This is a genomic window from Campylobacter sp. US25a, assembly GCF_004379075.1.
Classification (GTDB): domain Bacteria; phylum Campylobacterota; class Campylobacteria; order Campylobacterales; family Campylobacteraceae; genus Campylobacter_D; species Campylobacter_D jejuni.
On record NZ_RYYM01000017.1, the window covers coordinates 1 to 15505 of the forward strand.

Annotated in this window: 13 protein-coding genes and 2 pseudogenes; 10 read left to right on the forward strand and 5 right to left on the reverse strand. The window is 26.3% G+C overall.

Annotation, left to right across the window (positions count from 1 at the left end):
* Positions 1 to 549, forward strand: a pseudogene (locus ELQ12_RS08735) (hypothetical protein); the annotation flags it as partial.
* Positions 550 to 552: 3 nt separating this feature from the next.
* Here ELQ12_RS08735 and ELQ12_RS08740 read toward each other — a convergent pair.
* Entirely contained in the window at positions 553 to 1452 is a 900-nt protein-coding gene (locus ELQ12_RS08740) for an FHA domain-containing protein (RefSeq protein ID WP_070261128.1), read from the reverse strand.
* Positions 1449 to 4976, reverse strand: coding sequence for a type VI secretion system membrane subunit TssM (tssM, locus tag ELQ12_RS08745; protein WP_134264715.1), 3528 nt, complete (start codon positions 4974 to 4976; stop codon positions 1449 to 1451). The genes ELQ12_RS08740 and tssM overlap by 4 nt, the downstream gene beginning before the upstream one ends.
* Before the next feature lie 133 nt (positions 4977 to 5109).
* Between tssM and ELQ12_RS08750 the strand changes: the two genes are divergently transcribed.
* Positions 5110 to 5625: an Hcp family type VI secretion system effector gene (locus ELQ12_RS08750; RefSeq protein ID WP_044779685.1), complete on the forward strand. Its 516-nt coding sequence runs from the start codon at positions 5110 to 5112 to the stop codon at positions 5623 to 5625.
* Positions 5626 to 5878: 253 nt separating this feature from the next.
* Here the strand turns inward: ELQ12_RS08750 and icmH are convergent, their stop codons facing one another.
* Genes icmH through tssJ form a run of 3 tightly spaced genes read right to left on the reverse strand, consistent with a single transcriptional unit; the run spans position 5879 to position 8500 of the window.
* Positions 5879 to 6652 (reverse strand): type IVB secretion system protein IcmH/DotU, encoded by a 774-nt coding sequence (gene icmH / locus ELQ12_RS08755; protein ID WP_070287062.1) that lies wholly within the window; start codon positions 6650 to 6652, stop codon positions 5879 to 5881.
* Complete coding sequence (gene tssK, locus ELQ12_RS08760) at positions 6649 to 8046, reverse strand: type VI secretion system baseplate subunit TssK (RefSeq protein WP_070261434.1); 1398 nt, start codon at positions 8044 to 8046, stop codon at positions 6649 to 6651. Before tssK ends, icmH begins: the two co-directional genes overlap by 4 nt.
* Positions 8047 to 8053: 7 nt before the next feature.
* Entirely contained in the window at positions 8054 to 8500 is a 447-nt protein-coding gene (gene tssJ, locus ELQ12_RS08765) for a type VI secretion system lipoprotein TssJ (protein ID WP_002779659.1), read from the reverse strand.
* Between the two features lie 125 nt (positions 8501 to 8625).
* Between tssJ and ELQ12_RS08770 the strand changes: the two genes are divergently transcribed.
* The 8 genes and pseudogenes from ELQ12_RS08770 to ELQ12_RS08800 all read left to right on the forward strand — a co-directional run.
* Positions 8626 to 9873: a type VI secretion system domain-containing protein gene (locus ELQ12_RS08770; RefSeq protein ID WP_060787630.1), complete on the forward strand. Its 1248-nt coding sequence runs from the start codon at positions 8626 to 8628 to the stop codon at positions 9871 to 9873.
* 68 nt (positions 9874 to 9941) lie between these two features.
* The gene (gene tssB / locus ELQ12_RS08775) at positions 9942 to 10427 is read left to right on the forward strand and encodes a type VI secretion system contractile sheath small subunit (RefSeq protein WP_002881833.1); all 486 of its coding nucleotides are present in this window, start codon (positions 9942 to 9944) and stop codon (positions 10425 to 10427) included.
* Between the two features lies 1 nt (position 10428).
* Positions 10429 to 11883: a type VI secretion system contractile sheath large subunit gene (gene tssC / locus ELQ12_RS08780; protein ID WP_134264716.1), complete on the forward strand. Its 1455-nt coding sequence runs from the start codon at positions 10429 to 10431 to the stop codon at positions 11881 to 11883.
* The gene (gene tssE, locus ELQ12_RS08785; RefSeq protein ID WP_070261436.1) at positions 11883 to 12275 is read left to right on the forward strand and encodes a type VI secretion system baseplate subunit TssE; all 393 of its coding nucleotides are present in this window, start codon (positions 11883 to 11885) and stop codon (positions 12273 to 12275) included. The genes tssC and tssE overlap by 1 nt, the downstream gene beginning before the upstream one ends.
* On the forward strand, positions 12272 to 13993 hold the full coding sequence (gene tssF / locus ELQ12_RS08790) for a type VI secretion system baseplate subunit TssF (protein ID WP_044779647.1): 1722 nt from the start codon (positions 12272 to 12274) through the stop codon (positions 13991 to 13993). Before tssE ends, tssF begins: the two co-directional genes overlap by 4 nt.
* Positions 13990 to 14892 carry a type VI secretion system baseplate subunit TssG gene (gene tssG / locus ELQ12_RS08795; RefSeq protein WP_070261437.1) on the forward strand — a complete coding sequence of 301 codons (903 nt, stop codon included), beginning with the start codon at positions 13990 to 13992 and terminating at the stop codon, positions 14890 to 14892. Before tssF ends, tssG begins: the two co-directional genes overlap by 4 nt.
* 150 nt (positions 14893 to 15042) lie before the next feature.
* Positions 15043 to 15165: a hypothetical protein gene (locus ELQ12_RS10840; RefSeq protein ID WP_279586141.1), complete on the forward strand. Its 123-nt coding sequence runs from the start codon at positions 15043 to 15045 to the stop codon at positions 15163 to 15165.
* Positions 15137 to 15505 (forward strand): annotated as a pseudogene (locus ELQ12_RS08800) (hypothetical protein); the annotation flags it as partial. The gene ELQ12_RS10840 and the pseudogene ELQ12_RS08800, both read left to right, overlap by 29 nt.

Sequence of the window (15505 nt, forward strand, 5' to 3'; positions counted from 1 at the left end):
TTAAGAGAACAAGAGATTAAAACCTTAGCTAAGACTTTAAAACCTGATGAATTTGGTATGCTTCCTTTTATAGATGAAATTATGGGAGTAGATTGGGTGATTGATTATAACGAATATCAAATTTCTGAAGATGAATTTGGAGATATATACAAAGCCTTAAGAAGTGATACAGTTGAGGGCAAAATAAAAGATCCAAGAGATATAGATTCTACTTATGAAAGCAGAAGAGAATTTGATCGTTATATGGATGGGTATTCTAATGGTATGATTAATGCTTATGGTTATGATATTCCAAATGATTGGAATGATGCGCAATTAAAAATAGATTCTATGATTTTAACTGCCAAACTAGCAGCCCTAACCCCACCTCAAGGCTATCCTAATGCACCAAGATATTTTACCCCTGAAAAACTAGAATGGTATTATAAAAGACATAAGCTTGACAAACTCCTTGATCCAAGAATCCCTGCTATTTATAGATATAATTTTCCGCAAGAACTTCGAGCTAAAATACTAGCTTATGCTAAAGAGCATAATATAAAAGAGTAAAAATCACTCAAAATCTTTAATATACTTTTCCAATGCTTTGATGGTAAGATTTTCAAAAAGAATCTTATCTTCTTTGATATTGTTTTGTATGGCAGCTTCAATATATTTAATAAACATATTTTCTTCCATTTCTTCAAATATTGGAGTATATAATTCTTTTACGATTAGGCTAAGGGCTAAAATATTGATCAATCTTGTGGATTTGATTAAGGGTATATTATTAATAATACTTTCAAAATCTTTGATACTAATAGAAGAATAATCTTTATTTAATTTAGAGTTTTGTTGTTTTGTTTTAATATCTTTTAAATTTTTTACCAAACTTTTTAAAACATTTTCATATTCTAATGAATTTGGATTTTTTTGAATTATTTCTTTTAAAAAGCTATCATCTGCCTTTTCTTCTTCGATAAATTTATAATCATTATTTTCTAAAATCTCTTTTAACTCTTTGTTTTTGTCAAAATTTATACTTGTTTTTCCTCTAGGTTTAATTTCAATTTCATCAAAATGATTGCGTTTTTCAATATCTTCTAAGTATTTTTTATTTTCTTTAATGCTTGCTTCAATGCTTTTTGCATCCACAAATCTAAATTCTAAATTACCGATTTTAAAAATATCGCCTATGCTGATTATTATTTCATAGCCACTTGGCATTCTAGAAAAGGACTTATTATAATAAATGTCAGAATCTTCAAAAGCCGCAATTGTAAAAGATCCTTCTTCATAAGATACTATGGCATGGGTATTTTTGATTTGTTCTAGTTTATCTTGAATACGAAAAGTGCAATCATCACCGCTTCCTATAGTTCCACCCTTTGTGTTAAATACAAATGTTTTAGAACCACTAATACATTCGTCATAATTCTCAATAGCAATTCCTATCTCTTCTTTTTCTATCATTGTTTATTTACCCCTGTAATATTTTCTACTATTTTAAGATTGTTTAAAATATAAACTATATTATTTAATTCACTAGCACCGTTAATAATTTCAAAGTCAAAATATAAGTTTTTATTATTGTTAAATATAATGCTGTATATAGAATTACTTTTATTATCTTTTATAAACTTATACCATGCCCATTCTCCTTTATATGATTTTGTATAATTTAAATTAGGATTAGAGTAGTTATAGGCTGTAAAATTTAAACTTGTTCCATTATTGAATTTTTCTGCTACAATTTGTAGGGTTTGATTAAGAGTATGATCGTATTGGATATTTTTATTATCATAGCCAAGCTTTATAAAGGAAAAATCCGCACTTAAATCAAGGCTTTGAATAGTAAAATTAACTTTTATATTATCATTACCATTTAGTATGAGACTAGAGAGATTGCCTGCATTGGTGATAAAATCTAAAAATTCTTTAGAGAAATTTAATTTTGAAGCAAATTGAGAATTGACAGAATAGTTATTTTTTCTTTTTACTAAAACACTGTTCAAGTATTTTTTATAAAAACTATTTAATGTCCCATTTCTTCCAAAAAATGTTTTAAAACTATCCATACTAAGATCTGCTACACTCTCATCATTAAAAGGATAATATGGTGCAATATCATTAACAAATGGATTATACACTTCATTAATCCAAGCAGTATTAAATAAAGAAATACCATGATTTTCTATAAAATTCCACGAATAATTAGAAAGCTGACTATAATATCTCTCTAAATCATTAGGTAATTTTTTTATGTTCATTTGAAATACAGCAAAAGGATCATTGGCATCTTTATTGCCTCCAAGAGCATATGAAATTTTTTCTTCAGCGCTTTGGTTATTATTAGAACTAAAATCTATAATTTTATTGGACATATTTGTAATACTTGTATTAAGAATATCTAATATTTTTTCATCATCAGTGCCTTTGCCCACTTCTATATTACCAACACTCAAAAGTGTATTTTTGTTTACTAGCTTATGATATTGTGTGAAAGCATTGCTTACCCCAATAAAATTTGATCTAATTTCCCCAGCATTTAATCCTAAATTGTAGGCTTGAGTTAGTAAAACTGCATCATTTAAATTTGTATTAGAACTAACAATTTTTAACAAAGAATATAAAGGGTTTTCTTTTTTTGATAAGATATTAAGCTCATTAAGCATTGCCTCTTTGGTATTATACCTAACAGGTTGCAATGAAGCGAGTAGATTTTGCCAAGCATTTTGGTATTCACTTAAGTATAATTTTAAAATACCCATAGTCAAAGTGTTTTTATTTTCTTTAAAATTGTTATCTAGCATCCAAGATTCAATATTGATTGCGGTGTCAACTTGTTGATTTAAATCATTTAAAAAGTCCATCATACCAACTTTTGTATATATTTTATCTATAGAAGTTATTTGAGAATTATTTGAAAATACACTATTTGCAGCAAAACCTAAATCCTCTTTTATAAGATATTTTTCTTTAGGTTTATCGCTATTTAAAAAATTAAGAAGAATGTAAATTCTTTGAGTTCTACTTATACTCTCAAGTTTTCTTTTTCCTGTATGTATACTGTTTTCATCTTCTGTAAAAGATTTAAGATTAAATTGTTTAAGCTCATCCACCCCTTCTAGAAAGTCATCTTTAGAGATTGAATACTTACTTAAAGTATTCCAATTCTCGTTAATCCAAATTTTTAGTATTTCTTTATTAAAATATTTTTGTTCAAATAAAGATCTATACATATATAATGTTTTGATTAAATTTTCTTTATTTGTATCGGTAAGTAAAGTATATTCCATTTCTTTTAATAAAGTATTTTTTAACACATCTTCATTCAGTTTATAATAAAGTTGTTTAGCTTCTTTAAATCCTTTGTATGAGAGATTTAGATTTAAATATTGAAATATATTATTATCTTGCCAAAGTTCAGGATAAGTATTTAAAATATTTCTCAATTCAATTAAGAAGTCAGCTTTTTGTTTAATATTTAAATTTTGATAATCTTGATCTTTAAGAAGCAATTGTAAAGATCTTAAGGTATTTTGGCTTTTTTCGAATTCTTTATTGTTTTTACTTATAAAATAAGAAGATATAGCATATGTTCCAAAGCTTATGATTAAAATTATAATTAAAAAAGATAATTTTTTAGAATAAGATTTCATAGCGCTTAAAGAATAATCTGTAAAAATTAAATCTTCGAGCAGTGATTTAACAAAATAGCTTTGTTTATTATGTATAATATTGGATTTTGATAATACTTTTTTGCAGTTATATTTCTCACATATGGCATCGAGTAAGAAATTTCTAGGAATATTTTCTTGATAGGCGCTAACAAAATAAACTCCTCTAAGATAAGAATTATTTTTAAGCTTATTTTCTTCTTGTACTTCCAAAATAAAAGTCTTTGCTAATGCAAATAAATTATCAAATTGTTTTAAAAATAAGTAGCTTTTATTTTTATTTTCCATATTGTAAATATGGGAATTTTTACTCATTAAAGAGCATAATAATGAATCACTTAATTCTTTAAATTCATTATTTAAAAATTCTTCACTTAAGATTTTATCAAAAGATAATCCTAAAATTTTATCCGAAATTTTTTTATCGAAAATATCAAAATACTCTTTCATGCCTTCCATCAAGTCAAGTTTTGAAAAAACTATATAGATGGGCAACTTTAAATTCAAAGTTTTTTCACATTCGTTTACTCTTTTTGTTAGATATCTAATAAGATTTTTGGAATACTCCTTAGGATTATTTAAGAAAAGGACAGTATCAACAACTAAAATAATTCCATTTAGTTTGCTATGAAAAAAATTTTTATTGAGAAAAGTAAGGAATTTTTTCCATATATTTTTTTTAATTAAAAAATCTCTATTTTTATCTATATCATCTTCGGGTATTTCATCGCTACTTGTAGGCTTAAAAAATTCTTCTTGTGAAAAATAGTTTCCTTCTGTATCTAACAAAGCGCCTTTTTTTGATACATAAAGTGCAAAATTTCTAGTAGACTTATGGAATTTTTTATAAGACTCTAAACTATCGCTAAGTGGATATTCGATGTTAGAATAATTGATAAAAGTGCTTTTTCCAGCCCCTTCATTTCCTATGATGATAATTAAGGGTAAATTTTTTGTTTTTAAATCATTCTTCCATGTTTCTTTGGCATCTTTAAGAGATAAAAAGAAGTTTCTTTTAGATTTGTAAATAAACTCATCAGCTTCTTTTTTTAGGTCTTTAAATTTTAATCTTTTTTCACTTTTTAAAGAAGATATAAAATTTATAATAGGCTTTAATAAAAAAAATAAAAAAACAATAAGCCAAATTATCAAGATAATACTAAATCTTAAAAATGAGCTACTAAAAATATATATGTCGTTAAAAGCTATTAAAGGACCCCAAAACCAAAATAAAACACTAAAAAGAAAAATACAACAAAGTAAAAAAGCAGTTATAAATAATCTTGATTTTATAAAATCAAATATTTTTTTAAACATCGTTATTCCTTATTTAAAGTAAAAACAAATAAATATTAATATCAATATACAAATATTTTACAAAAATTTATATAGATTAAGATTAAAATGATACAATTTTGAATGTTAAAAAAAATTAAAGGAGGTTCTTTTTATGGCTGAACCAGCGTTTATAAGAATTGAAGGTTCCACACAAGGTTTGATTTCAAGTGGTGCATCTACTGAAGCGAGTATTGGCAATAGATATAAATCAGGTCATGAAGATGAAATCATGGCGCAAGAGGTATCTCATATCGTAACTGTACCCGTTGATCAGCAAAGTGGGCAACCTTCTGGACAAAGAGTTCATAAGCCCTTTTCTTTTACTTGCTCATTGAATAAGTCCGTGCCTTTGTTATATAATGCACTTACCAAAGGAGAAAGACTTCCAACAGTCGAAGTTCATTGGTTTAGAACTGCAGCAAGTGGCGGATCTGAACATTTTTTTACTACAAAATTGGAAGATGCAATTATTACAAATATTGAATTAATAATGCCAAATGCACAAGAGTCAAGTAATCATGATAAAACCGAGCTTTTAAAAGTTTCAATGAGTTATAGAAAAGTAGTTTGGGAACATACTGCTGCTGGAACTAGCGGAAGTGATGATTGGAGAGAGGGCAAAGCTTAATTATAATTTATCTTAAATAATCCTGACTAAAATACATAATTGTAGTTGGGATTGTATCGTGAATTATATCCATGGCATAATTATGATACGACCTTATACTTATTTGTACTAATAATTTGCATAATTAAAGCTTGTTTTTATATTATTTTTATCCTTTTATAGGTTTTACATTTGATTTTTATTCTAGCAGTAAAACAATTTTTATTTAATTTTACTCATAACAAATAAATTGATATTTAAAAATTTAGTATATTTATTCTATATGTGTTAAATTTTTTATCAATACGGATATATTATTATCCACTTTAAGATTATTAGTTTCTAAATTGAAAATTGAATAGCTTAATACTCCTAATATAATCAATACTGGCACAACGATAATAAGTTTTTTAAAATACAATCTTATAAATTTTTGCCAAATATTTTCTTCTAAACCAATTTTGTATGCTTTATTAAAAGCTAACTCTTCTTCTATCTTATAAACCGGTTTTAAAGATGTGGCAATATTATTGCAAAAATGAATTATTTTTTCATCTCTATCCTTAGTCTCATTATATTTTCCTTTATAACCAAGAATCAAACAAGCATAAATAAATTCCAAAAAATCTTTAAACTTAAAAGGATTATTAATCCAAGATGATGCAATATCATAAAAATTATTTCCACCTAAAGTTTCATCAAATAACCTTACAGTTAGAGTATTGTGAGCCCAAAAATTAATAAAAAGTTCATTTTTCATTAAGCTTTCATCTATAAAGACACAAAGACAATATTTGAATTTAATAATTTCTTTTTCATCATATTCTTTACATATACTTAATTTAGCGGTTATATCTAAAATTTTATTAATCAATGTTTCTCTAAGTTGATTAATATTGCTTGTATCCATAGAGCTTATTTTTGAAAGTCTATAAGAAAGCAAAAGCAACTCCAAAGAATAATCAATAATTTTATTGTTTTTTAAACCATCAAAATCTGAATCAAGAAGTAAGCTTAATGCCTTTTTTTCTTCATTTATTTCTTTCATTGAAATACCGCCCACATTATAATATCAGGGTTTTTTATATTGTTGGTCAAGTACATACTAATGATACTTTCATTTTTAAAATCTTTAAACAGTTGATCTCTTTTATCTAATTTATAATAAACATAACCATTTAAATAAGGAATGCTAGATGGAACATTAGGTACTTGATCTACATTTAAGCCCTCAAGCTGAGTTGCGACTATATTTTTAATTTTACTTTGAGTATGTATCTTGCTTTGAATTTTAAAATTATTAAGTAGATATTCTGTAGTAACATCTGCACGAATTGCGAAATAAATTTCACTTTCTTCTAAAATTCCCGAATTATCAAAAATAAAATCATAAAAACCATTGCCATTAATACTGGTCTTAGCTATAAAATATTTAGGGCTTGTGATTTTAGAAAATAACAATCTTAGATTATTCATCATATTTAAAAAAGTATTATAAAGATTATCGTGTTTATAAGGAATAAAATCTAAAAAAGATTCTTCGTTGCTAAAAGCTGCAAGCTCTCCTTGAAATTCTAAAAATTTTTCGTATAAAAATTCAGGATGTATTTTATCTTTTTTTAATAGATGTGAAAATATTAAATACCATTTTTTTAAAAGATTAAGGGATAAAAAAGTGCTAAAATCCAATGTATTTTTTGTTTGATCGATTCCTTTAAAAACATTAGATAGAACTTTTTTATGTTGATTGATTGAAAAAATAATTTCTTCCAAAAAGGATCTTATGGTAGATATTTTGCTGATATTTAAGCAAGTGGGTATAAAATCACTTTCTAATTCAATTTTTTTATTGATATCAATATTTTTAATTTTTGCAATTGGTAATTCAAGTTCATCAGGAGTTGAATTACCTAAAATGCCAAGTTTTAGTCTTAAACTAGCAAGAAGTAAATCTTTTTTCTCTTGTGTAAAAGTCAGATTTTCAAGTTCGTACTCATCTTCAATTTTGTCCATTGCATTAGATTTTGAATCATCATAATTTCTTAAAGCAATACTATTTCTAAGACATATAAACTTTGAATTTGGAAAAGTATTTCTTAAAGATAAATCAGCAATATCAGTAACTCCGATAGGAATTTTTAATACCACAACTGAATCAATTAAAGATTCATAATTGATTTCAATAGGCTCAGGCAACAAATCTTGCTCAGGTGCATTAAAAATGCTTCCATCTTGTGCGATACCTGAAATTTTAGAAAGTGCAATTTTTCCTTGCAATAACATCTCTTGAGAAAATTCCAAGTCTATTATTCCATATAAATTACTATATATATTTATAGTTTTAAGATCTATATTTCTATTAAAAAATCTTTCTTGCTGCTCAAAATGGGTTTGTCCAATATTAAGTCCATCAAACCAAGCAACTTTTAATTTATTTGCCATATTATTCCTATTTAATTCTTTTGATACCTTCTTTGGATATTTCAAATTTTAAATACTTATTCTTCCCAAACCCATTTGCATCTTCGGTCTTTGCCCATATTTTTGTTGTTTTTTTTGTATTATTTGCAAATAATACAAGAATGCCTACATAAGGAACCTCTTCTTCATCTACTTTAACCGCGATAATATTGTCTTTAGGTGCAATTTGCGTTTTAATAGAATCAAGTTTATCCTTGCCTAGTACCCCCTCTTCTCTAGTAGCCAAATCTATATCACTTGCTTCTTCAAATTTTTTAATATCCTTAAGTTGATATACAATAGCCGTAACAGGAACATCATCATGTCTATTATTAAGATTGGAATTCTCTACATTATTTATCTTAACACTAACAACACTTGAGCAAGCGCAAAAGAATAGTGGCAATAAAAAAAATAAGCTTTTTTTACAAAACATGAAACTAAAGTATCCTTTCTATCTTAGAATATATAATTTATGATTAATTGAGTAAATTTTTTAAAAAATTAACATAATATTTTTTAAAATTTAATTATAATGAGGCAAATTTTTGGAGGAATTAAATGTATTTTTGTGATCAATTGAAAAATAATTTAGATGAACTACAAGAATTTCAGTTACTTGAAGATGAGATGTCAAAATATAAGACTTTAAACCATGAAAATATTTCTTGGGATAAAGTTTATCAATATTCTCAGTTTATATTATTAAATCATTCTTTAGATTTTAAAATTTGCAACTATTTTCTTTTATCGTGTTTTAATTTAAACAATGAAGAATGCTTTGAAAAGCTTTTGCTTCTTTTTCAACATTTAAAAAAACTTATAGATGAAAATAATGCTTATATATTAGCTCAAAAGCGAAAAATTCAAAATTTTATTCAAAATTTTATTCAAGAATACAATAAAACAAAAGTGCTTATATCATCTGAGATTGTTAATCAATTTATTACTTTATTTTCCGAATTTGAAAATTTACTATCTTGCAATTTTGCAAAAATTGAAATTGCTCAAGTTGCACCACAACTTCCAAAATCTCCTGTAACTCAAGTATCTGTAAACATTAGAAGCGATAATATTAACTCTTTAAACGAGAGAGAATATAAAAATTTTTATCAAAAACTTGCATTTGAGCTTTTGGAAGAGGATGAAAATAATCTCAATATCTACGCTTTATTCACCCAAGCAATGTGGGGAAAAATCAGGTGTTTGCCTGAATGTAATAATGAAAAAATTACTAAAATAAGAAAACCTGATGCAGATATAATTCGCATATTACTTTCTGATAAAGAAAATGATATAGAACATATTAAATGTTTTATGCATGAACTTATTTTAAATCCTTTTTGGATAGAGGGTGTACAACTCTTTTGTGATTTTTTAGAAAAAAAGAAAAAAAATAAACAATTAGACATTCTTATAATATTAACAAGTGATTTTATTTCTAAATTTGATACTATTGAACTTCTCCGTTTTCAAAATGGTGATTTTATCTGCAAAGAAGAAGTTTATAAATATTTTGTTAAATCCAAAGAAAATAAAAAAAGTTTTTTTTCAAGTAAAAAAACTGACAAAGAACATACATTACAAGATTTTGAGCAAATGCTGATGAATATTGATAAAGAAAATTTTAATAATTCTATTATGAATAATATTAATTCCTTGCTAGATATGGTAAAAATTTTTGAATCAAAAGGAATGAAAAAGAACTCTAAAATTTTAAATATATACTTAGTAGAGTTAATGGAAAAAACTCTACTAAAAGATTATCTAGCCGAAGAATATGAAAACGCAAAAAATAAAATTAAATGATGCAAGATTAAATTTAGCAAATTTTAATATAATAATTAAGCTAAAATTTTTATTTTTAAGGATTTAAAATGTCAGATGGATCTCATGCTCCAAAGGAACGAATTAATATTACATATAAAGCTAAAACTAATGGACAAAATGAGGATGTGGAGCTGCCGTTAAAATTAATGGTAATGGCAAATTTAAAAGGAAAAAACGAAACCCCCTTAGAAGAAAGAGAAATTTTGCAAATTAACAAGATCAATTTTGATCAAGTTATGAGAAAACTCAATATAACAACGAGTTTTAGCGTAAAAAATACTCTTGGAACAGGAGCTGAAGAGCTTGATGTTAAGCTCAATATTGCTAGTATGAAGGATTTTTCTCCAGATAGCTTAGCTAAACAAATACCTGAGTTAAACAAATTATTGCAGCTAAGAGAAGCTTTAATGGCTTTAAAAGGTCCTATGGGTAATATTCCTGATTTTAGAAAAGCTGTTTTAGAAGCGTTAAAAAATGAAAAAACTAAAGAAAAGTTACTTTTAGAAATTAAACAAGAAGAGCAAGGAAATTAAAATGGCAAATACCAAAGTAATTGATACGCCAATTATTGAACAAATTATGGAGAAAAGCAAATACTCTAAAACTGATGAAAGTTATAGTATTGCCAAAAGAGGTGTTGCTGAATTTATTTCAGAAATTGTAAAAAGCGATAATGCCGAAGAAAAAATCAATAAATTTGTACTTGATGAAATGATAGCCCATATTGACCATTTACTCTCAAAACAAATGGATGAAGTTTTACATAATGAAGAATTTCAAAAACTTGAATCTACTTGGCGTGGACTTAGATTTCTGGTTGAAAGAACTGATTTTAATGAAAATATAAAAATCGACCTATTTGATATAACAAAAGAAGAAGCCTTAGAGGATTTTGAAAACAATCCAGATATAACACAAAGCGTTGTTTATAAAAATATATATTCTTCAGAATATGGACAATTTGGAGGAGAGCCTGTAGGAGCAATCATTGGAGATTATCAACTTGGATCAGCAAGTCCTGATATGACTTTTTTAAATAAAATGGCTAGTATTGCGGCTATGAGTCATTCTCCCTTTTTAACATCTTTTGGACCAAAATTTTTTGGGCTTGATGATTATTCTGAACTTGCGAATATTCAAGATTTGCAAGGTTTGCTAGAAGGTCCTCAATATACAAGGTGGAGAACTTTTAGAGAAAATGAAGACTCTAAATATACAGGCTTACTAGTGACAAGATTTTTAGCAAGAAGCCCTTATGATCCTGAAGAAAACCCTATTAAAAGCTTTAACTATAAAGAAAATGTTCATGCTTCGCATAATCATTTATTGTGGGCTAATTCTTCGTATACTTTTTGCACAAGATTAACAGAAAGCTTTGCTAAATATAGATGGTGTGGAAATATTATAGGACCAAAAAGTGGAGGGACTGTTAAGGATCTGCCTACTTATCTTTATGAAAATTTTGGAACTATACAATCAAAAATACCTACAGAAGTTTTGATTACAGATAGGAGAGAGTATGAACTTGCTGAAGCAGGTTTTATAACTTTAACATTAAGAAGAGATAGTAATAATGCAGCATTTTTTTCAGCAAATTCTCCATTAAAACCAAAGATATTTCAAAATACCCCAGAAGGTAAAGAAGCTGAAACAAATTATAGACTAGGAACTCAGCTTCCATATATCTTTTTAATTTCAAGATTGGCGCACTATTTAAAGGTTTTACAACGAGAAGAAATAGGGAGCTGGAAAGAAAGAAGCGATATCGAAAATGGTCTTAATGAATGGATTAGACAATATATTTCCGATCAAGAAAATCCACCTTCTGAAGTAAGAAGTCGTCGTCCATTCAGAGCAGCACAAGTGAAAGTTGATGATATACCAGGAGAGCCAGGATGGTATAAAATAGGACTAAGCGTCCGACCTCATTTTAAATATATGGGTGGTAATTTTGAACTTTCTTTAGTAGGAAAATTAGATAAAGAATAATGTCTCTACTCGATAAGTTAATACATGAGCTAGATGATCAAAATACTCATGTTCCTTTCTATCAAAATGATTTTGAGGATGTAAAGAATAATATAAAAGTTTTGCTCAACTCTAAGATTAATGACTGTTATACCGCGAAAGATTTAGGGATGCCAAATATGACTGACATTAATCTTAGTTCTAGCGAATTATGCATATCAATGGCTAAGGAAATAAGAAAGTTAATTGATAGTTATGAAAAAAGAATACGAGTTGTTTCTATTACTTATGATAATAGCTTAAGCCCTTGGCAACTTTCTTTTATTGTAAAATGTTTTTTTCAAGAGGATCGTTTTAAGGAATTTAGTATAGAAATTATTTTTAAAAATAATAGATATTGTGAGGTTAAATGAAAGATAATATCTTTTATTATCAAAAAGAGCTTGAATATCTATATGAAACTAGGGAACATTTTGTAAAAAATTATCCAAAACTAGCTCCATTTTTAGCTTACAATAGCAAAGATCCCGATGTAGAAAGAATTATTGAAAATTTAGCCATCCTAAGTTCTAAAATTCACCAAGAACTTGATGAAAATATCCCGCATATTGCAGAATCTTTAATCAATATAGTTTCTCCAAACTATACAAATCCCATACCCTCATTATGTATGCAAGAATTTAAACTTGAACAAAATAGCAAAGAAAATAAACTTACTATTCCAAAAGGAACCGTTGTTAAATCAAAACCTATAGATAAATGCATTTGTGAATTTAAAACTGTTTATGATGTCTATCTTTACCCTATTTCGATAAATGAGGTTTTTGCATCAAGTAAAAACCAAGACTATACTTTTAATTTAAAATTACAAATAGATAAAGCAGAAACAAAAATAAGTGATTTGGGCTTAGAAAAAATTAATTTATATTTAGGTAACGATACTTACATGTCTACTACTTTATTATTATATATACATTCTTATTTGAAAGAATTAAAAATTCAATGTTTGGAAACTGATGAAGAATTTTTTCTTAATACTTACGATATTGAAAAAATAGGATTAAATCCAGATGAAAGTAGTTTATCTTATAATGATTTAGGCTTTGAAGCTTTTTCTTTGTTAAGGGAATATTTTTTTATGCCCCATAAATTTAATTTTCTAAGAATTAATAACTTAGATATTTTAAATAATTGCCAAGGAAGAACAATTAATATTGAATTTAAATTCTCTAAACCATTTCCTGCAAATTGCATATTTAGAAAAGAATTGTTTTCTTTAAGTATGACGCCTATTATCAATATCTTTGCAAAAAGCGCAGAACCTCTTATAAATAATCATAAAAAAGATAGTTATCGAATTTTTGTTGATAGAAGCCAACCTAAAGCTTATGAGATTATACAAACATTGCAAGTTAAAGCACACAATAGCGAAGGGGGTAAAAGATTATTAAAAAACTATAAGAGTTTTGAACGTTTTGAATTTTTAAAAGATAATCAAAAAGACTTTTATAGCATAAATACTAAAAAGAATTCTAAAGGAGAAGTATTTAGCGAAATTTCCTTTTTCTCCTCTTATTTAATGGATGAAACTATAAGCATTGATCTTTTATGCTCCAATGGAGATCTGCCTTCAAGATTAAAAATAGGAGATATTAATAATTGTAATTTAAAAGGTGTTGATACTAAAAATATCGAAATTCCAAGTGAAGCGAGAAGATGCAGCGTTGATGGCAATTTATTGTGGAAACTTGTTTCTGTATTATCTTTTTCTTATCAAACCATATTAAGTAGAAAAGCTTTTTTTGGTGTATTAGAAAGCTATAGTTTTTTAGATAATCAGTTAAATTGGAAATCTTATGAACTTTTAAAAGAATCTATAGTTGATATTCAAAGCAAAAGCACTTATCTAATTGATGAAAATATTACAAAAAAAGGAACAGTGGCTATTTTTAGTATTAAGGATTCTAAGTTTTATACTTTAGGTGAAGTCTATTTACTAGGATTAGTTATATCCAAATTTTTAGCATCTTTTGCTAGCATTAATTCCTTTTGTGAATTAAAGATAAAATGTCTTGATTCAAAAGAAATTCTGCATTATCCTGCTTCTTTTGGAAAAAAAGCTTTAATATGAATGATCCAACTTCATATAGTTTTTTTAAACTTATAAGAAAGCTAGAAAAAAATTATGGGAAAAAAAATATATTTTTAAGAACCAATAAAAGTTTAAAGCATCCAAATAAAGATTTAGAAAAAATTATTTTTTCAGATCAATCATTTATAGAATTATTTGTAAATTTTATGGGCTTACATGGAGTTTCCTCACAACTTCCTTCATTTATGTTAGATAAATTATCCAGAAATGAAGATGGAGAACAAGGTTGGACTTTATTTTTTGATTTTTTTAATCACTATTTACTTTGGATATTTTTCGATGTTATTGGCTTAAAAAATTATCCAAGATCTTTTAATGATAATTTTAAAGACTCTATTTCTCAAATTTTATTTAATATATTAGGAATTAAAGAATACGATATTGCAAAAAAATATTTACCATTTGCACCTTTATTATTGAGCTTAAGACGTCCAAAAACATATATAGAAAGAGTTTTGCAAGTTAATTTTAAACTAAAAGACAAATTATCAATCATTGAAAATTTGCCTCACCAAATTTTAATCTCTGATACTCAAAGAAATAAACTGGGCGTAAAAAATCATGCCTTGGGGAGTAATTTCATACTAGGTGATAAATTTACCTCTTATCAAAACAAAATAGCGATCTATATAAAGGATATTTCATATCAAGAAGCGGTTAAATTTATGCCCAATGGAACCAAACACGATGATTTAAAAAATAGTATAATGTTTTTAACAAATAATGAATTTTGTGTTGATTTATATCTTAAAATCAACTATTCTTCAGAAATGAAGTTTGTGTTAGGAGATGAAAATACTGCCAAACTTGGTTGGGCAAAAATTTTAGGTAATACGCAAAAAAAATATACAATAGTATATATGAAACTATGTGAATAAGCTAACACAAAAATATGTTTAAAAAAATCACAATCTCTCTTCACCCATAAACCATACCCTAAAATAAACTTTATTTTACCCACTTTATGCTAAAATAAATCACATAAGCTTATAGGCTATTAATCATCAACAAACCCAAAAGGATCTTCAATGTCCCTTAATTCTTATATGAGTCTTGATATATCAAATTCTACTTCAAATCCCCTACCCTTTAAAATCACTAAAGCCCTCATCAAAGAAAGTCTTGAAGAACTTTTTTTCTATAGAATGTGAAGGTTTTTTTGAAAGTTTAGAACAAGATTTATTTTCTTTAAATACTTTAACCAATGCTTCATCTCATCTAAGCACCCCTACAACTTTTAATTTTCATCCTAATGTTTTAATCGATCAAGAAGCTATTTTAAGTATCCATAATCCTTATGAGAATAATACCTTAAACTTTGATAACAATGAAGTAAAAAACTATAAGGGAATTATCACTTATATAAAATATCTAGGTATTAATCATGAAAGTGCTTTAAATATTAATGATAGCACTTCAAATACTAAGCAAATAAAATACAAGCATTTTTTTTCTTTTAAGCTTCAATCAGTCTTGATAAGACTTTCTTTA